The sequence below is a fragment of the Streptomyces solitudinis genome (assembly GCF_036323765.1).
Taxonomy (GTDB): Bacteria; Actinomycetota; Actinomycetes; order Streptomycetales; family Streptomycetaceae; genus Streptomyces.
Genome location: NZ_JAZDCW010000004.1, coordinates 170,868 through 189,047 on the forward strand (window position 1 = coordinate 170,868; position 18,180 = coordinate 189,047).

Below are 18,180 nucleotides of genomic sequence, written 5' to 3' on the forward strand. Positions count from 1 at the left end.
CCGTTCACGCCTGGCGAGGCAGCCGCGTCAGCGCCTCGTCCACGGAAAGCCGGTCCGCGCGCACCGCATCGAGGAGCGCGCCCAGTTCTTCGTCGGCCGCCAGTTGCTGGCCGGTCCCCCGCTCGTCGCCGGTCCTCCGCTCGTCGGCGGCCGGCGGCGCGTCCGCCTGGACGACGTGCGCGATATGGGCGGCCATCGCGGCGAGTCCGGGGTGGTCACGCAAGGTGACGGCGGGCTCGTTCAGGCCGTACGCGTCGTTGATGGCGGCGACGAGCTTCGCTCCGCGGATGGAGTCGACGCCCAGCAGGTTGAACGGGACCGAGGGGTCCAGGGCCGCCGGTTCGCAGCCCAGGACCCCGGCCAGGCGCTCCCGCAGGAAGCCGAGGATCTCCCGCGAGGCGGGCGTGGCGGGCCGGGCGGACGCCGTCCCCCGCTGTCCGGCCCCGGTCTCGCGGACCACGTGTGCGGCGAAGGCCAGCAGCGTCGGGTGGGCGAACAGGGAAGTGGGCTGGAGGCTGGTTCCGTAACGGGCGTTGACCACGGAGAGGAACTGCAGGGTCGCTACCGATCCGATGCCCATCGAGCGGAACGTCAGCCCGGCGTCGAGTTGCTCGGGCCGCACCTTCAGCACGTCGGCGAGCAGGGGTATGAGGTCGGCCGCCACCGCGGCCGGTGCCGCGTCGGACGCCGCGGCGAGAGGCTGGTCTTCTGGGGACATACGAGGGCTCCAAGGTATCCGTGCGGGGTGCGGCGGCCTGCTGCGCAGGCCTCGTGAACAGCGGCGGCTCCCGGGCCCGGCCGTGCCGCCGGACCCGGGAGCGGCCGGTCAGCCGACGCGTGCGGCCGCCAGACCCTCCAGGAGGGCGGCGATGACCCCGGGGCCGTTCTGGGTCAGCACGGATTCGGCGTGGAACTGCATGGAGGCGAAGCCGGCGGCGTGCAGACCGTGGACCTCACCGGTCCGCGGGTCGCGGCTGATCCGCACGGGCCCGTACTCGGGGTGATCGAACCGGTCCTCCCCGGCGTGGGCGGCGAAGGTGTTGTAGAAGCCCACCCGCGCGCGCCCGCCGAACCAGTCGATCTCGTGCTGCACGCCCTGGTTGGGAACCGGCCTGCGGTGCAGGGGCAGTCCCAGGACGGTGCTGAGCACCTGGTGGCTCAGGCAGACGGCCAGGAAGGGCCGGCGCTCCGCGAGCAGTCCGGTGACGGCGCCCCGCAGATGGGCGATCTTGGGGTGGTCCGCCTCGCGGGGATCCCCCGGGCCGGGGCCCAGGATCACCAGGTCGTGGGCGCTCACGTCGTAGGGCTCGTCGAAGCGCCGCACCGTCACCTCGCAGCCGAGGGAACGCACCTGGTGGGCGATCATCTCGGTGAAGGTGTCCTCCGCGTCCACCACCAGGACCCTCTTCCCCGCCAGGGGCTGCTCCTGCCCGAAGTGGCCGCCCGGTTCGCGCAGCCAGAAGTCGGCGATCCCCTCGTTCCGCCGGTCGAGCGCCGCGCGGACGGCGGGGTGGGCGCCGAAGCGGACGGGCTCGGGTTCGCCGAGCGCCGCGAGCAGTCCCGCGGCCTTGGCCCGGGTCTCGCGCACCTCGGACTGCGGGTCCGAGTGGCGCACCAGGGTCGCGCCCGTCCCGATGCTCATCCGCCCCGTCGCGTCGATGTCGGCGGTGCGGATGAGAATCGAGGAATCGAGGGTGCGGCCCCCGGCGGCGTCGCGGCCGATGAGGGCGGCGACCCCGCTGTAGTAGCCGCGTCCGACGGGCTCGTAGCGGTGGATCACCCTGGCCGCGCTCTCCAGCGGGGATCCCGTCACGGTCGGGGCGAACAGCGTCTCGCGGAGGATGTCCCGCACGTCCCGGTCGGTCGTGCCCTCGATGAAGTACTCGGTGTGGGCGAGGCGCGCCATCTCCTTGAGATGCGGTCCGATCAGCCGGGCGCCCGAGGGGCAGACCCGCCCCATCATCTTCAGTTCCTCGTCGACGACCATGTAGAGCTCATCGGTCTCCTTCCGGTCGCCGAGGAATTCCAGGACGCCGTCCAGGGACGGGCCGTCGGCGGGGTAGCGGTAGGTGCCGCTGATGGGGTTCATGACCGCCACGCCGCCGTGCACGCTGATGTGCCGCTCAGGCGTGGCGCCGACGAACGTCCGCCCACCCGTGTGCACGAGGAACGTCCAGTACGCGCCGGACTCGCGCTCCAGCAGCCGCCGGAAGACGGACAGGGCCACTTGCCGTGAGAAGTCGGGCAGTTGGGCGACGAAGGAGCGCTTGATGACGAAGTTGGCCCCCTCACCGGTGCCGATCTCGTCGTCGATCACCCGGCGCACGATGTCCGCGTACGCGTCGTCGGGCACGTCGAACCGGCCGCCGACGAACTTGACCGGTCCGCCCGGGAGCCGGGACAGCGTCGCGCCGAGCGGCACCGTGGCCTGGTCCCGTACGGTCATGGAAAGCAGCGACTCACCGTCGGCGCGGGCCTGGTAGCCGCGCTCGGTGATCTGCCCGTACGGGATCATGACCAGCAGGTCGTGTCCCGCACCGGGCGCCGGTTCTGCCGCGACCGGCAGGTCCTTGAGGGCGGTGGCCTCGGTCACCTCGCCGAGGAGGATCTCCAGGGTGTCGGCGCCGGCCTGCTCCGGCCGGTGCAGCAGGGCGAAGTCGGGGGCGCCGCCGTCGAGTATCCGCGCGAGGAGCTCGGGAGTTCCGTGTTCTGATGCCATGGTGTTCCCCGTGGGGTGAGATGGTGCGGACTGCGCTTTCACCGGCCGGCTCCGGACTCGCCGGGGCCACCGGATCCGCCGGGCTCGCCGAGTTCTCCGAGTGCCGTCTTGGTGGTGAGCACCCGGCCGGCCCGCCGTGCGACGTAGTCCAGGGCGAGGCGGTGGTCGTCGGCCGAGAAGTCGGCCACGGCGTCGGCCACCAGGAAGGGCTGGATGTCGTTGGTGTACGCGTCCACGGCGGTCATCAGGACGCCGATGTGGGCGTACACACCGCAGACGATCAGCTGGTCCCGCCGGTGGAAACGCATGCGCTCCAGCAGGCCGGACTTGTGGAAGGCGCTGTACCGCCACTTGGTGAACTCCCAGTCCCCCGGCCGGGACTCGAGGCCGGGGACGATCCTGCGGTCCTTTGGGGTGGGGTTCATCCCCGGCCCCCAGAAGTCGAGGAGCAGACCGCGCTCTTCCACGGTCATGCCGCCGGGCTGGGCGGTGTAGGCGACGGGGACCCCCAGCTCGGCGCAGCGGTCCCTGAGGAGGGTGGCGTTGGAGACGAGGGCGCCGCCGGGTTCGCCGGTGCGGGGAAAGGGCCTGAGAAAGAACTCCTGCATGTCGTGCAGGAGCAGCACGGCCCGGTCCGGGTCGGGCACCCAGCTCACGGTGTTGTCGGGAAGCTCCCCTTCCGCCGGCATGGGGTAGGGCTCGACGGGTGGTATGTGCGGCATGGGCAGCCACGTCCTTTCCGTGGTGAGTGGCAACGGGGTGGTGGGGGTCGGGAGCCGCCGGCGGTGCGGCGTGGGGGAACCGCCGGCGGCTGCGGGGTGGGGGGCTCGTGGCCCAGGGGCGGGGCCCGGGGGCCGTCGCGGGGCTAGCCGCGCCAGGCGGAGACGACCTCGACCGCCTGCTGCGGGTTGAGCCGCGGGTCGCAGAAGCTCAGGTACTTCTCACCCAGCCGCCCCATCTCGGCTTCGTCGCGGACGCACTCGACGACGGCCTCCGGCGTGGTCTCCAGGTGCAGCCCGGCGGCCACCCCGCCGTTCTGCGTCACGGCCTCCTGGAAGTTCACGACCTCCTGGACCACGGTCTTCACGAGGCGGGTCTTGGTCCCGTCCGGGCCGCTGACCGTGTTGCCGTGCATGGGGTCCGACAGCCACAGCACGGGGTGCCCCGCGTCGTGCACCGCCTTGACCAGGCCGGGAAGTGTGCGGGCCGCATGGTCCGCGCCCATCCGCGAGATGAGGGTGAGCCGCCCCGGCTGGCGCTGCGCGTCGAGGCGGTCGCACAGGGCCAGCAGCTCGTCCGGCGTCATCGTGGGCCCCACCTTGACCGCGACCGGGTTGGAGACGGCGGCGAGCAGCGCGATGTGCGGGCCGTCGAGCTGCCGGGTGCGCTCCCCCACCCACGGCCAGTGCGTCGAGGTGAGGAGCAGCGAACCGTCCGGCTCCCTCCGCAGCAGCGGCACTTCGTAGTCGAGCAGCAGCGTCTCGTGGCTGGTCCACACCGGTGCGTCGAGATCCGTCCTGCACTCGGTGCCGCGCCAGCCCAGGAAGTGGATGATGTCGCTGGCGGCGCGGTACCCCGACAGCAGGTTCCGGGGGTCGGGGCGGCGCAGCTCGGCGTCGGGCTCCGGACGGTTCACCATGTGACCGCGGTAGACCGGGAGTTCCCGCCCGTCGACCATCTCGACGGACGCCGAGCGGGGCTTGGCGTACTGCCCGGCGATCCGGCCGACCCGCAGCACCGGCAGGCCGGAGGCCAGACGCATCGTCCCGGCGAGGACGTCGAGCAGCGCGCCCTTGCGCCGGACGTCCGCCGGAGTCGCCTCCGCGGGGTCCTCCGCGCAGTCGCCGGCCTGCACGATCTGGAGGCGGCCCGCCGCGGTTTCCATCAGCAGGGAACGCAGCCGCTGGGCGGCCTCGGCGTCCACCAGGGCGGGCATCCGGCTCAGGTCCGTGCGGACCGCTTCGAGCTCCGGGTGGCCTTCCCAGTCGGGCTGCTGACGTGCGGGCATGGAACGGAGATAAGAGACTATGTCGATCATTGAGTTCCCTCGCATCGGCCGGACCCGGACGGTCCGGCTGTCGACAGACCTGGCGATGCGCCGAGTCGCAAGGAGAAGCGACGGAAGAACAGGCGCAGACCCAGGAGCAGGTGAAGGGGCGCATAAGGCTGGCAACGCAGCGTTCCGTACAGGTGCACGGGGCGATGCCGCGTGCCCTTCGGCGGCTTTCTGCCGGGAATCTTCTCTCCCGGGATGAAAACCCATGGAGATCCCGGGTACTGAGCCGTGTCTCCACCGCTCATACGTGGAATTCCGACGCTTCTCGCACCGCCGGACGACCGGGACCGCCTCTCGGACAGGTACCACTCTTCGCCGGCGGCGCCCGGCGGACAACCTGGCGGAACATAGTCCGTCAGGTGGGCGTCGCCGGGTGCCTCGTTCCTGTCGCTGGACGGGTCGCGGAGGGCGGACCTGACGGACTCCAACTCAGGGGCTCGGGTGTTCGGTTCGGCCGCGCCTAGCATCACGGTGCACCCTGGGCGATGGGACGGCATCTGCGCCCGCCGCGCCCCGCGTGGGCCATTCCCTGTCGTCCGGCCTCAAGCGTCCGACGTCAAGAGTTGACGTAATCCAGTCATGCGATACGGAGATTCACCATGCGACTTGCGCGAGTGATGGCCGACATAATGGAGCAGTTCGCCGAACGCCCAGCCCTCGGGGAACGCGCGAAGGAACTCGTCGAGGAACCCGGTACGGGCCGCACCCGCATCCGCCTGCTGCCGCGGTACGAGACGACCACCTACGGCGAACTGTGGCAGCGGGTCCGCTCGGTGGCGAGCGCGTGGCACCACGGCGGCGACGACGCGGTGCGGGCCGGGGACCGGGTGGCGATTCTCGGTTTCGCCAGCGTCGACTACACGACGGTCGATCTCGCCTGTGCCCATCTCGGTGCGGTCAGCACGCCCCTCCAGACCAGTTCCACGGTGTCCCAGCTGAACGCCATCGTCGAGGAGACCGAGCCCGTCACGATCGCGACCAGCATCGAGCGCCTGGACACCGCGGCCGAACTGGCCCTGGCGAATCCGTCGGTGCGCCGTCTGGTGCTGTTCGACTTCGAGCCGGACGTGGACGAGCAGTCCGCCCGGTTCGCCGCCGCCCGGGCCCGTCTGGCCGAGCACGGGCGTGAGCTGGGCATCGACGTGCTGGGGGACGTACGCGCGCGGGGGGCCGAACTGCCCGAGGCGCCGCTGTTCGACGTCGAGGGTGACCAGGACCCGCTCGCCATGCTCATCTACACCTCGGGCAGCACAGGGACCCCCAAGGGCGCCATGTACACCGAGCGGCTGACCCGGGCCATGTGGGGCGGCGCCTGGTCACAGCTGTTCTCGGACGAGCACGCGGCGAACCTCCACTACATGCCGATGAGCCACGTCGCCGGGCATTCCTCGCTGAAGAACACGCTGGCCCGCGGCGGCACCACGTACTTCACGGCGAACAGCGACCTGTCCTCCTTCCTGGAGGACATGGCACTGGCGCGGCCCACGGAAATGTCCCTGGTGCCGCGCGTGTGCGAAATGCTGTTCCAGAAGTACCAGAGCGAACTCGACCGCCGGTCGGCCCAGAGCGGCGGAGGGGACCAGGAGCACATCGAGTCCGAGGTCAAGCGGGACATCCGCGAGAACGTCCTCGGTGGCCGCGTGGGGTGGGCCAGTTGCGGATCGGCTCCGCTCTCCGCCGAACTGAAGGAATTCACCGAATCACTGCTGGGAATCGAGGTGCACATCATCTACGGTTCCACGGAGGCCGCCGCGGTCTCGGTGGACGGAAAGCTCCTGAAGCCCCCGGTCATCGACCACAAACTCGTCGACGTTCCGGAACTCGGTTACTACACCACCGATTCACCGCACCCCCGGGGCGAACTCCTGCTCAAGACCGAGGCGATGGTGCCCGGCTACTACCGAAGGCCCGACCTCAACGCCGAGATCTTCGACGAGGAGGGCTATTACCGTACGGGCGACATCGTCGCGGAGACCGAGCCGGGACGCCATGTCGTCGTGGACCGGCGCAAGAACGTACTCAAGCTGTCGCAGGGGGAGTTCGTCGCCACGTCCCGCCTGGAGGCGGTCTTCGCCGTCAGCCCGCTGGTCCGGCAGATATTCGTGTACGGCAACAGCGAGCGGTCCTACCTGCTCTCGGTGGTCGTCCCGACCGCGGACGCCCTCGAACAGTGCGGCGACGACGAGACGACGCTCAGGAAACTCCTCGGGGAGTCGTTCCAGGAGATCGCGAAGGAGGCCGGGCTGAACTCCTACGAGATACCCCGTGACTTCCTGATCGAGACCGAGCCGTTCAGCCAGGGCAACGGCCTGCTCTCCGACCACCGCAAGCTCCTGCGCCCCCAGCTCCTGGAGAAGTACCGCCCGGCCCTGGAGGAGACGTACTCCGCCATCGCCTCCAGGGAGAAGGACGAGCTGCGCGATGTGCGCCGCGGCGGCAAGGACCGGCCGGCTCTGGAGACGGTGCAGCGGGCGGCCCAGGCGCTGCTGTCCACCACGACGTCCGGAATCGGTCCCGGCACGCGCTTCAGGGAGATCGGCGGGGACTCCATGTCCGCGGTGACCTTCTCCGATCTCCTCCACGACATCTTCGGCGTCCGCGTCCCCGTGGACGTGATCATCAGCCGCGGCACCGACCTGCGGCGGATCGCGGGCTACGTCGAGGAGAAGCTCGCGGCGGGGCCCCGGCGGGTGAGCTTCGCGGCGGTCCACACCCAGGGCAGCTCCCGGGTCCACGCCGCGGACCTCACCCTCGACAAGTTCATCGACGAGAAGACGCGTGCCGGCGCCCTGGCCCTGCCGCGGACCTTCGGGGACCCGCACACCGTGCTGCTCACGGGAGCCAGCGGCTATCTCGGCCGGTTCCTCTGCCTGGAGTGGCTGCGGCGGCTCGCCCCGGTGGGCGGCAAGCTGATCTGCGTGGTGCGCGGGACGGACGACGCCGCGGCCCTGGCACGTCTCGTGGAAGCCTTCGGCGACGGGAGCGAGGAGCCCGCCCGTACCTTCCAGGACCTGGCCCGCGACCACCTGGAAGTCCTGGCGGGCGACATGGCGGAACCCCAGCTGGGCCTGGGCGACCAGGTGTGGCAGCGACTGTCCGGCGAGGTGGACCGGATCGTCCACGCCGGGGCCCTGGTGAACCACGTCCTGCCCTACAACCACCTGTTCGACGCCAACGTGGTGGGCACCGCCGAACTGATCCGCCTCGGGCTCACGGACCGGCTCAAGCCGTTCACGTACATCTCAAGTGTGGCGGTCGCAGCGTCCCTGCCCGGCGGCCGGGCCCTCGACGAGGACTCCGACGTCCGCCTCGCCCTCCCCGACCAGCCGGTCGACGACGGCTACGCCAGTGGCTACGCGACCAGCAAGTGGGCCGGTGAGGTGCTCCTGCGGGAGGCGCACGAGCTGCACGGCCTCCCGGTCACGACGTTCCGCTCGAACATGATCCTGGCGCACAGCCAGTACCCGGGGCAGCTGAACGTCACCGACATGTTCACGCGGCTGCTGCTCAGCCTCATCGTCACGGGCATCGCCCCGCGCTCCTTCTACGAGACCGACGGCACGGGCGGCCCCCCGCGCGCCCACTACGACGGCCTCCCGGTCGACTTCACGGCCGAGACCGTGGTGACGCTGGGAGGTGAGGCGCGGGCGGGGTACCGGACGTACAGCCTGGTGAACCCGCACGACGACGGCATCTCGCTCGACACCTTCGTCGACTGGCTGAACGAGGCCGGCCACCGCATCGACCGCGTCGAGGACTACGACGACTGGCTCGCGCGGTTCGAGACGGCGCTGCGCGCGGCGCCCGAGACGCAGCGGAAGCACTCAATTCTTCCGCTGCTCGACGCGCACCGGACTCCGGAGGGAGTCGTCAACGGATCGGCCATACCCTCCGCCCGCTTCCAGGCCGCCGTCGAGGACGCACGCCTGGGCCGGGAAGGCGCCGTTCCCCAGCTCTCCCCGGCCTTCATCAGGAAGTACGCGGACGACTTGGCGCACCTGATCACCCCGTGACCGAGGGGGCGGTGCGCGCGCCTGGCGAAGGTGCGCGCACTGCCCGACGGGACCGGGGCCAAGACCGGGACGTCCGGTCAGGCGCGGGCAGCGGTGACGGTGGGGTTGGGAGCGGGGTGCGGGCGGGAAAGCTGCCGCTGACCGTGTCCGTCGTATGAGGGGTGCCCATGGCGCGCAGGGGTTCACGTACGACTGCCCAGAAAGGTCATCCGCTGGGGCGCCGGCCTGCCGGAGGGCTGGCCGACGTGCTGTGGGAGTGGTCGAAGTCCGGCACCCGGCACGCGGCGCGGAACCGGTTGTTGCGGCGGTTGCCCGGGGTCGGCTCCGCGGCCGCCTACCGGTTCGGGCTGGTGGAGCGGCCGCACTACGCCTACGGCGTCCGCCGGGCCACCGAGCTGGCGGCGCGGCTGGGTCACCGGGGTGTCACGGTGGTGGAGTTCGGGGTGGCGGGGGGCAACGGGCTGCTGACCCTCGCCGAGCATGCCCGGTACTACGCGGACGCCACCGGCGTGGCGGTACGGGTGGTCGGCTTCGACAGCGGCAGGGGCATGCCCGCCTCCGCGGACCGCAGGGACGTCCCCTACCTCTTCGGTCCCGGCTTCTACACCATGGACGAGCGTCGCCTGCGCGCCCGTCTGGGGACGGCGGAGCTGGTGATCGGTGACCTCGCCGAGACGCTGCCCGGCTACCTCAGCTCCCGCGCGGACACGCTGCGCGATCACCCGGTCGGCTTCGTCAGCCTCGATCTGGACTACTACTCCTCGACGGTGACCGCCCTGGGCCTCTTCCGCGGTCCCGCGCACGAGCACCTGCTGCCGCGGGTCACCTGCTACCTCGACGACCTGCCGGGCACCACCGAGCAGATCGGCGAGGCCGCCGCGGTCGACGACTTCAACGCCGCCCACCCCGGCCGGGCGATCGGCCGGGTCCTGGGTCTGCGCGCGTTCACGCCCTTCGATCCGCCCTGGGCCGATCAGATCTACGTCCACCACCGCCTGGACCACCCCGACTACGCCCGTCTGGAAGTCGGCGCCACCGGTGATCAGCTGCCGCTGGACCCCTGAGGTCCCCCGAGGCGGAGGTGGTGTGGGCCGTCGCCGGGCTGCCGGTCCGCAGCGGTGGGCGCGCGGCGTGCACGGCCGGGGCGGGGAGGATCTGCGGTCGGTGCCCGCCCCGCCCCGGCCGTCTCAGGCGGCGGGGGTGGCTTTGAGCAGGGCGCTGATGACGCGGTCGCCGGCGTCCTTGCTGTGCGGGTCGGTGAGGTTGCTCCACAGCTTGAACATCAGGCCGCGCAGGGCCCGGTGACGCATGCTGTGGTGGGCGAAGACCTTCATGACGTGCGGGTTTCCGATGGCCTGGACGAACAGCCGTCCCAGGGTGAAGTAGCCGCCGAAGGCGTCCTGGAGATGGCGGGGATAGGCGTGCAGGGCGCGTTCGCGCTGGTCGGCGGTGGACCGTGCCAGTGCCTGGATGATGAACTCGGCGCCCAGGCGGCCGGATTCCAGCGCGTAGTCGATGCCCTCACCGCTGAGCGGGTTGATCATCCCGGCGGCGTCGCCGGTCAGGAGCACGCCGCGTGTGTACTGGGGGCGCCGGTTCAGGCCGCACGGCAGCGCGTGTCCCCGGACCGGGCTGGTGGCGTGGTCCTCGTCGATCTGCCAGTCCTCGGGCAGCCGCCGGGTCCAGTCCTCCAGCAGCGCGCGGTGGTCGAGGCCGAGGTTGCGGTTGACGGTCATGGTGCCGAGGCCGACGTTCCACAGGCCGTTGCCGGCCGGGAAGATCCACCCGTATCCGGGCAGCATGGCGCGCCGGCCGGGCGCGGCGGGGTCCCACAGGTCCAGCCATGCCTCAAGGTAGTCGTCGTCCGGGCGGTCGGTGGTGTAGTAGCGGCGCACCCCGACGCCCAGGGGCCGGTCCTTCCGCTGTTCCAGGCCCAGGGCCACCGCCACCCGGCTGGAAGCGCCGTCGGCCGCCACGACCAGCGGGGCCGCGTAGGTGTGCTGCACCCCGTCGCGCCGGGCGAGAACGCCGCGGGCGCGGCCCGTGCGCTCGTCCAGGACGAGGTCGGTGACCCTGGTGCCTTCCAGCAGGCGGGCGCCGGCCTGCTGGGCCCGCTGGGCGAGGAGGTGGTCGAAGTCCTGACGCGTGCGCACCAGGCCGTAGTCGGGGAAGCCGGTCGTGTCGGGCCAGTCGATTTCGACCCGCAGGCCGGCGCTGTAGGAGCGCAGGCCCCGGGTGCGCACCCAGCCGGAGCCGTGCAGGTCGACGCCCATGGCGAGCAGTTCCTTGACCGCGCGCGGGGTCAGGCCGTCACCGCAGATCTTGTCGCGGGGGAACGTCGCCTTTTCCAGGAGCAGCACGTTCAGCCCCGCCTGGGCGAGGTAGTAGGCCGTGGCGGAGCCGGCCGGGCCGGCCCCTACGACGACCACGTCCGCGGTCTCCTCCGTCCGACTGGCAGCCATAACCGTCCGTCCTTTCTGCGGGGCACCGTGGCACCAGGGCGCGCACGGGGCCCGCCGGGTCTGCGGGTGGGTCACCGCTGTCCGTCAGCTGATCCGCCCACCGGCACAGCGCGTAGAGCGCCCAGGAGTGCGGGCGCTTGCCCGCGGGCAGCAGCAGCGACCCCGCCCAGTGGCCCCGCCCTTCGAACGCCACCAGCAGCCGGCCGCACAGCCGGCAGGACTCCCGCAGCACCGGATCCGTCACCGAGGCCCGGTCCAGAGCCGCCCGGTCTCCCAGCACGTGTCACCCACTCCTCCCCCTGCCCGTGGCCTGGTGCCGCCCGTCCGGCGGAGAGCGGCACCGCCCACGGACATCCTGGTCCTCTGCGTGGTTCGACGGAGGAGAACGCGTGGGGCGTCACCGGAAAGGGTGAGGAAGGATGCGCGTCGCACGCCGTCCGCCCTGCGATGGTGTCCTCACCCCGGCGAGGTCGCGCGCCGGGGCCGGAGTGCGGGGAACGCCGCCCGGACCGGACGACACGGCTGGACGGCGCCCGCGTCACATCCCGCTGCCGGTGCCTCCCGGGGCGCTGGGCCGGTGCGGCTCGATCAGGTCCCAGCGGTTCCCGTACAGGTCCCGGAACACGGCCACCGTGCCGTACGGCTCGTGGCGGGGTGCCTCCTCGAAGACGACTCCCGCTGCCCGCAGCCGCCGGTGGTCGTGGTCGAAGGCGTCGGTGTGCAGGAACCAGCCGACCCGGCCGCCCGTCTGGTCCCCGACCCGGGCCTCCTGCCCGCCGCTCGCGGCGCGGGCGAGAAGCACCGCTGTCTCCCGCGCCCCGCGCGGGGCGACGACCACCCAGCGCTTCCCGTCGCCGAGGTCCGTGTCCTCCACGAGCCTGAAGCCCAGAACGTGCACGTAGAAGGCGATGGCTTCGTCGTAGTCACGCACCACCACAGTCACCAGTCCGAGACGCTGCATCCAGCGATCATGCCGGTGAGCCGGCCGGCCCCGCCACCCGGCCCGCCGCAGCATCGGCGGACGGTCACGGGCCGGGCGGGCCCGGGGGAGCCGGGCACGGTCCTTCCACCGGCGTGCGTGTTCCGGTGGGCCGGCGCGGGGACGCCGTGAGGCATCCGGCGGGTGGTCGCGGGCGGTGGGGGCGGGTAGCTGGAACAGTGGACGCGGACGTGTCTGCCGGGAGCCTGCCCGGCTGGTGACGGGAGAGCGCTGTGGGTTCCTCTGGCCTGGACAGGGATGCGGGCAACTGGCGGATGCTGTCGGGCCTGCTGGCGGACAGCCACCTGATGCCGGCGGAGCTGCTGTCGGCCAGGACGAGCGAGAACGCCGCGAAGGCCGGGTTCCCGCGGGTGCTGATCTACCTGGGTGATCTGCAGCGGCAGGTGCTGCGGCTGCTGACCGCGGAGGGCGTGCGCGCCGGGGAGCGCGAGACGCAGCTCCCCGTGACGGGCACCGTCGCCGGGCGGGCCTTCGAGCACGGGCGGATCCTCCCCGCCGGGCCCGCGACCGACGGTGGCCGTGACTGGTGGGTGCCGCTGCTGGACGGTACCGAGCGCCTGGGCGTGCTGCGGGTCACCGCGGTGGAGGACGACGACCGTGCGCTGGAGAGCATGCAGCGGCTGGCCTCGCTGCTCGCCCTGATCATCCACAGCAGGCGGGAGAACAGCGACTACCTGCACCGGATCGAGCGTGTGCGACCGCTGCACGTGGCGGCGGAGATGCAATGGCAGCTCACGCCCCCGCGTGCCTACGCCGACGGCCGGGTGGTCATCGCCGCGGCGATGGAACCGGCGTACCAGATCAGCGGTGACGCCTTCGACTACGCCACCGACGGCCCGCTGGTCCATCTGGCGGTCTTCGACGCGATGGGGCACGACACCGCCGCCGGCCTGTCCGCCAACCTGGCGGTCGGCGCCTGCCGCGCCACCCGGCGGCGGGGCGGCGGCCTCGTCGCCTGCGGGGAGACGGTCGAAGCGGCGCTGATCGAGCAGTACGGCCAGCGGCGTTACGTCACCGGCATCCTGGCCAGCCTGGACACCCGGAACGGGACGCTGGCGTGGGTCAACCGCGGCCACCACCCGCCGGTGGTCATCCGGGGCAGCCGGTGGGCCACGCACCTGCGCTGTCCGCCCGCCCATCCGATGGGCACCGCCCTGGGCCTGGACAGCCGTGTGTGCCGCGAGCAGCTCCAGCCCGGCGACCGTGTCGTGTTCTACACCGACGGCATCACCGAAGCGGGCGGGGCGGGCGACACCCGGTTCGGCCTGGAACGCTTCACCGACTTCCTCGTCCGCCACCACGCTGCCGGGCTGTCCGTCCCCGAGACGCTGCGCCGTGTGATCCACGCGGTCCGCGAGTACCACGACGACCAGCTCCAGGACGATGCCACCGTGCTGTTCTGCCAGTGGCTCGGCCCCGAACCCGATCCCAGCGCGGAGGCCGCCGACCTGGCCGGCCTGCCGGAGTCGGCGGGCTTCCACCCGCGCCCCGGCGACCGGGCCTGACGCCGGTACCGGCCGCCGTCCCGGCGGCGTTCCGGCGATGCCGGGCGGGGCGGCCGTGGGCCGCGCGGGGGCCAGGGTGCACCGAGCGTCGGACGAGTCCGGGGCGAGCGGGCGAGGAGACAGTGATCAAGCGATGGGCGCGGCAGGACACGATGGGCGCGGGCCCCGGTGCCGGGGCCCGCGCGTTCACGAGGGACCAACGGGAAGGGTGGCACGTATGCACGCGGAGACCGAGGCGGCACATCACGGGACCGCAGAGATCGGCGTGACCGGTATGGCCGTGATGGGGCGCAACCTCGCCCGCAACTTCGCCCGCAAGGGCTACCGCGTCGCCGTCCACAACCGCTCCGCCACCCGGACCCGGTCCCTGGTGCAGGACTTCGGCCACGAGGGGACGTTCGTCGCCGCCGAGAGCGCCGCCGAGCTGGTCGCCGCGCTGCAGCGTCCGCGCCGCCTCGTCCTCATGGTCAAGGCCGGGGAGCCGACCGACGCGGTGATCGAGGAGTTCGCGCCCCTGATGGACGAGGGCGACATCCTCATCGACGCGGGCAACGCCCACTTCTCCGACACCCGGCGCCGCGAGCAGGAGCTGCGCGCACGCGGCATCCACTTCGTCGGGTGCGGCATCTCCGGCGGGGAGGAGGGGGCCCTGCACGGCCCGAGCCTGATGCCCGGCGGCTCGGCCTCCTCCTACAAGGCGCTCGGCACGATGCTGGAGTCGGTGGCGGCCAAGGCTCCGGACGGCACCCCCTGCGTGGCCCACGTGGGCCCGGACGGCGCGGGCCACTTCGTGAAGACCGTCCACAACGGCATCGAGTACGCCGACATGCAGCTCATCGCCGAGGCGTACGACGTCCTGCGGCACGCCGTGGGCCGCACTCCGGCGCAGATCGCCGACGTCTTCCGGACGTGGAACGAGGGGCGGCTGGACTCCTATCTGATCGAGATCACCGCCGAGATCCTCGCGCACACCGACGCCGCCACCGGCGAGCCCTTCGTGGACGTCGTGCTGGACCAGGCCGAGCAGAAGGGCACCGGCCGCTGGACCGTGCAGACCGCCCTCGACCTCGGCGTGCCCGTCAGCGGCATCGCCGAGGCCGTCTTCGCCCGCGCCGTCTCCGGCCACGCCGCTCTCCGCGAGGCGGCGGCGTCCCTGGCCGGTCCGGCACCGGTGGCGCTGGAGGGTGCGGCGGCCGACCGCTTCGTCGCCGACGTGGAGCAGGCCCTGTACGCCTCCAAGATCGTCTCGTACGCGCAGGGGTTCCACCAGATCGCGGCCGGCAGCCAGGAGTACGGCTGGGACATCGACCTGGGGGAGGTCGCCGCCCTGTGGCGCGCGGGCTGCATCATCCGCGCCAAGTTCCTCGACCGCATCCGGGCCGCCTACGACGCCCGGCCGGCGCTGCCCACCCTGCTGACCGACGAGGACTTCGCCGCCGCGCTGCGCGACGCGCAGGACGCCTGGCGTCGGGTCGTCGTGACGGCCGCCACCTCCGGCATCCCCACCCCGGGCTTCTCGGCGGCGCTCGCCTACTACGACAGCCTGCGCGCCGAACGCCTCCCGGCCGCGCTGATCCAGGGCCAGCGCGACTACTTCGGGGCCCACACCTACCGCCGGACCGACCGCGGGGGCGTCCACCACACCCGGTGGGCGCAGGAGGGGCGCCCCGAGCAGCCCGCCGACTGACCGCCCGCGGCGCCGCCCGGTGCCCGCCGCCGGTGCGGTGTTGCCGACGGGCCAGGACGTGGGCTTCAATCGGGGCGTGATCGTTCTCACGGCGGGCCGGGGGGCGGCGGCAGCGGACGCCGGGGGCGCCGCGGCGCGCGCGCCGACGGCCGTGCCCGGGGTGCTCGAGGAGGCGGTCCTGCGCCGATGACGACTCCCGCGGGCCTCGACGTCCTGGTCGTCGGCTCGGCCAACGCCGATCTGGTGACCGTGGTCGGACGGCACCCCGCCCCCGGTGAGACGGTGCTCGGCTCGGACCTCACCGTCCACCCGGGCGGCAAGGGCGCCAACCAGGCCGTCGCGGCCGCGCGCCTGGGGGCGGCGACGGCCCTGCTGGCCCGGGTCGGCGACGACGCGCACGGCCGGTTGCTCACGGCCTCGCTGCGGGAGGCGGGCGTGCACACCGGCCGACTGCTGACCGGTGGCGAGGCGCCCACCGGCGTCGCGCTCATCACGGTCGGCGCGGCCGGGGACAACACCATCGTCGTCTCCCCCGGCGCGAACGCGCGGCTGTCGCCTGACGACGTCGCGGCGGCCCGGGAGGCGTTCGCCGCCGCGTCGGTGGTCTCGCTCCAGCTCGAAGTGCCGGTGGAGACGGTGTCCAAGGCCGTCGCGGTGGCGGTGGCGGCCGGTACGCGGGTGGTGCTGAACCCCTCGCCGCCCGCCGCGCTGCCGCCCGAAGTGCTGGCGGCCTGTGATCCGCTGGTCGTCAACGAGCACGAGGCGCGGCTGCTGGCCGGAGGGGACGCCGGTGCGGCGCCGGCCGGGTGGGCCGCCGCGCTGCGCCGCCTGGGCCCGCGGAGCGTGGTCGTCACCCTCGGCGCAGCGGGCGCGCTGGTGTCCTGCGCCGGGGGCACCGCGTGCGTCGCGGCGCCGCCGGTGACGGCGGTGGACTCCACCGGCGCCGGGGACGCGTTCACCGGCGCGCTCGCGTGGCGCCTCGCCCGTGGTGACGCCCTCCCGGACGCCGTGCGCGTCGCCGTCCGCGTCGGCGCGCTGGCCGTCACCCGCGCGGGCGCGCAGCCCAGCTTCCCCACGGCCGCCGAGCTGGCGTGAGACGCCACGGGCGCGCACGCACGGCGCACGACCGCACTTCCGGACGTGGTGGCCCGGGCCCCGGCCCGGTGCTCACCGGCCGTGCTCGCGGCGCGGGGTCCGGGAGGGGCGGGCCGAGGTGCCGATGTCGGTGAGCGCGACGACGAGGGCCGCCACGACGAAGGCCACCGAGACCAGCAGCCCGTGATCGTAGGCGTCGGCCCAGCCCTGGTCGCTGACCTGGCCGAAGAAGACCGCGCCCACGGCGGCGATGCCGAGGGCGGAGCCGACCCGCTGGCTGGTCTGGAGCGCTCCCCCGGCGCTGCCCGCCGTCTCCACCGGCACCTGGGCGAGGGTCAGCGTCTGGTTCGGCGCGATGACCAGGCCGCTGCCGAGTCCGGCCAGCAGCAGCGGTGCCGCCATCGCCCATCCGGCGTCGCGGCCGGGCACGTAGTGCACCGCGAGGGCGACCCCGCCCAGCCCGAGCGCGACCGTGGCGAGGCCGGCGGCGACGAGCGGCCTGCCGAAGCGGTGCACCAGGCGTCCGCTGAGGGCCGCCGCGAGGGCCGAGCCCAGCGCGAAGGGGGTGATGGCCAGGCCCGCCAGGAGGGCGCTGTAGCCCTGTCCGCTTTGCAGGTAGAGCGTGGTGACGAAGAAGATGGAGGTGAAACCGGCGAAGTAGAACAGGATGAGCGTCAGGCCCGCGCTGTACGCGCGGATGCGGAACAGGGTCAGCCGCACCACCGGTACGACGTCCCACCGCGCGCAGCGGCTCTCCCAGAAGGCGAAGAGGGCCAGCAGCACGGCGGCGGCGGGCAGGAGCAGCCACTTGCCGTTCCCGGGCCACTGCTGGGCCTGCACGAGCGGCAGCAGCAGCGTCAGCGTCCCGGCGCCCAGCAGGAGGACGCCCAGCGGGTCCAGGGCCCGCGCCGTGACGGGGCCGGCGGACGGCGTGTCGGGCAGCAGCCGGCGGGCCAGCAGCAGGCAGACGGCGCCGAGGGGCACGTTGACGTAGAACACCCAGCGCCACCCCTCCTCGGCTCCGGCCGCCTGGATGAGCAGCCCGCCCGTCAGCGGGCCGACGGCGGTGGAGATGCCGACGACCGTGCCGAACATGCCGAAGGCCCGGCCCCGTTCGCGGCCGGTGAACATCTGCTGGATCAGCGCGGAGATCTGCGGGGAGACGAGCCCGCCCGCGAACCCCTGGGCGAGGCGGGCGATGACCAGCCACAGGCTGGACTGGGCGGCTCCGCACGCCGCCGAGGCCAGGGTGAACAGGGCGAGACCGGCCATGAACACCGCGCGCCGCCCCCGCGCGTCCCCGAGACGCCCGGCGGGGACGAGGAGGAGCCCGAACGCCAGGGCGTAGCCGGAGAGCACCCACTGGAGGTGGGACTCGGGAGTGTCCAGCCCGGTGCGGATGGAGGGCAGCGCGACGTTGACGATGGAGACGTCGAGCAGCGTCATGAAGCCCGCGACCAGGCACACCGCGAGGGCCTGCCAGCGTTTCGGGTCCGGCCCCCCGCCGTCGGCGGGGGCCGGGACGGTACGGCCGGCCGCCCGGTCCGGCCGTACCGGTTCCTCCTCGTCCACGTGCGTACTCTTCCTCTTTCCCGGTCTGCTCCCCCTCGCGCCCGCGCCCCCGGCGTTCCGTCCCATTCTGG

13 protein-coding genes are annotated in these 18,180 nt (G+C 72.9%); 5 read left to right on the plus strand and 8 right to left on the minus strand.

The annotated features are described in order from the left end of the window. Nucleotides 1-4: 4 nt before the first annotated feature. The 4 genes from V1J52_RS12110 to V1J52_RS12125 form a co-directional block, all read right to left on the minus strand. A complete protein-coding gene (locus tag V1J52_RS12110; protein ID WP_330139722.1) occupies nt 5-718 on the minus strand; it encodes a phosphopantetheine-binding protein in 714 nt (237 codons plus the stop codon). 108 nt (nt 719-826) lie between these two features. Further along, nucleotides 827-2,719 carry an anthranilate synthase family protein gene (locus V1J52_RS12115; RefSeq protein WP_330139723.1) on the minus strand — a complete coding sequence of 631 codons (1,893 nt, stop codon included), beginning with the start codon at nt 2,717-2,719 and terminating at the stop codon, nt 827-829. Between the two features lie 38 nt (nt 2,720-2,757). Beyond that, on the minus strand, nt 2,758-3,441 hold the full coding sequence (locus V1J52_RS12120) for an isochorismatase family protein (RefSeq protein WP_330139724.1): 684 nt from the start codon (nt 3,439-3,441) through the stop codon (nt 2,758-2,760). 143 nt (nt 3,442-3,584) lie between these two features. Beyond that, a complete protein-coding gene (locus tag V1J52_RS12125; protein ID WP_330139725.1) occupies nt 3,585-4,757 on the minus strand; it encodes a 3-deoxy-7-phosphoheptulonate synthase in 1,173 nt (390 codons plus the stop codon). A gap of 602 nt (nt 4,758-5,359) precedes the next feature. On the opposite strand from V1J52_RS12125, the gene car reads away from it, so the two are divergent. Together car and V1J52_RS12135 are read left to right on the plus strand one after the other, a co-directional pair. Beyond that, the gene (gene car, locus V1J52_RS12130; RefSeq protein WP_330140098.1) at nt 5,360-8,788 is read left to right on the plus strand and encodes a carboxylic acid reductase; all 3,429 of its coding nucleotides are present in this window, start codon (nt 5,360-5,362) and stop codon (nt 8,786-8,788) included. 245 nt (nt 8,789-9,033) lie between these two features. Continuing rightward, the gene (locus V1J52_RS12135; protein WP_330139726.1) at nt 9,034-9,852 is read left to right on the plus strand and encodes a hypothetical protein; all 819 of its coding nucleotides are present in this window, start codon (nt 9,034-9,036) and stop codon (nt 9,850-9,852) included. A 123-nt stretch (nt 9,853-9,975) separates the two neighbouring features. Here V1J52_RS12135 and V1J52_RS12140 read toward each other — a convergent pair whose 3' ends face one another. From V1J52_RS12140 to V1J52_RS12145, 3 genes are all read right to left on the minus strand, one after another. Continuing rightward, on the minus strand, nt 9,976-11,217 hold the full coding sequence (locus V1J52_RS12140; RefSeq protein ID WP_443075803.1) for a geranylgeranyl reductase family protein: 1,242 nt from the start codon (nt 11,215-11,217) through the stop codon (nt 9,976-9,978). Beyond that, entirely contained in the window at nt 11,099-11,530 is a 432-nt protein-coding gene (locus V1J52_RS26150) for a squalene/phytoene synthase family protein (RefSeq protein WP_443075804.1), read from the minus strand. The genes V1J52_RS12140 and V1J52_RS26150 overlap by 119 nt, the downstream gene beginning before the upstream one ends. A 258-nt stretch (nt 11,531-11,788) precedes the next feature. Next, nucleotides 11,789-12,211, minus strand: coding sequence for a VOC family protein (locus V1J52_RS12145; RefSeq protein ID WP_330139728.1), 423 nt, complete (start codon nt 12,209-12,211; stop codon nt 11,789-11,791). A gap of 293 nt (nt 12,212-12,504) precedes the next feature. On the opposite strand from V1J52_RS12145, the gene V1J52_RS12150 reads away from it, so the two are divergent. From V1J52_RS12150 to V1J52_RS12160, 3 genes are all read left to right on the plus strand, one after another. Beyond that, complete coding sequence (locus V1J52_RS12150) at nt 12,505-13,755, plus strand: PP2C family protein-serine/threonine phosphatase (protein ID WP_443075820.1); 1,251 nt, start codon at nt 12,505-12,507, stop codon at nt 13,753-13,755. Nucleotides 13,756-13,972: 217 nt separating this feature from the next. Beyond that, nucleotides 13,973-15,442, plus strand: coding sequence for an NADP-dependent phosphogluconate dehydrogenase (gnd, locus tag V1J52_RS12155; protein ID WP_330139731.1), 1,470 nt, complete (start codon nt 13,973-13,975; stop codon nt 15,440-15,442). Between the two features lie 186 nt (nt 15,443-15,628). Further along, nucleotides 15,629-16,537, plus strand: coding sequence for a ribokinase (locus V1J52_RS12160; RefSeq protein WP_330139732.1), 909 nt, complete (start codon nt 15,629-15,631; stop codon nt 16,535-16,537). A 72-nt stretch (nt 16,538-16,609) separates the two neighbouring features. Here the strand turns inward: V1J52_RS12160 and V1J52_RS12165 are convergent, their stop codons facing one another. Next, nucleotides 16,610-18,175 carry an MFS transporter gene (locus V1J52_RS12165; protein ID WP_443075805.1) on the minus strand — a complete coding sequence of 522 codons (1,566 nt, stop codon included), beginning with the start codon at nt 18,173-18,175 and terminating at the stop codon, nt 16,610-16,612. Nucleotides 18,176-18,180 lie beyond the last annotated feature (5 nt).

Bases quoted from the DNA above. Each gene is read 5' to 3' on its own strand.
- V1J52_RS12160 (WP_330139732.1), top strand. From the start codon at position 15,629: ATGACGACTCCCGCGGGCCTCGACGTCCTGGTCGTCGGCTCGGCCAAC.
- gnd (WP_330139731.1), top strand. From the start codon at position 13,973: ATGCACGCGGAGACCGAGGCGGCACATCACGGGACCGCAGAGATCGGC.
- V1J52_RS12120 (WP_330139724.1), bottom strand. From the start codon at position 3,441: ATGCCGCACATACCACCCGTCGAGCCCTACCCCATGCCGGCGGAAGGG.
- V1J52_RS12125 (WP_330139725.1), bottom strand. From the start codon at position 4,757: ATGATCGACATAGTCTCTTATCTCCGTTCCATGCCCGCACGTCAGCAG.
- V1J52_RS12150 (WP_443075820.1), top strand. From the start codon at position 12,505: ATGCTGTCGGGCCTGCTGGCGGACAGCCACCTGATGCCGGCGGAGCTG.
- V1J52_RS12115 (WP_330139723.1), bottom strand. From the start codon at position 2,719: ATGGCATCAGAACACGGAACTCCCGAGCTCCTCGCGCGGATACTCGAC.
- V1J52_RS12165 (WP_443075805.1), bottom strand. From the start codon at position 18,175: ATGGGACGGAACGCCGGGGGCGCGGGCGCGAGGGGGAGCAGACCGGGA.
- V1J52_RS12145 (WP_330139728.1), bottom strand. From the start codon at position 12,211: ATGCAGCGTCTCGGACTGGTGACTGTGGTGGTGCGTGACTACGACGAA.
- V1J52_RS12110 (WP_330139722.1), bottom strand. From the start codon at position 718: ATGTCCCCAGAAGACCAGCCTCTCGCCGCGGCGTCCGACGCGGCACCG.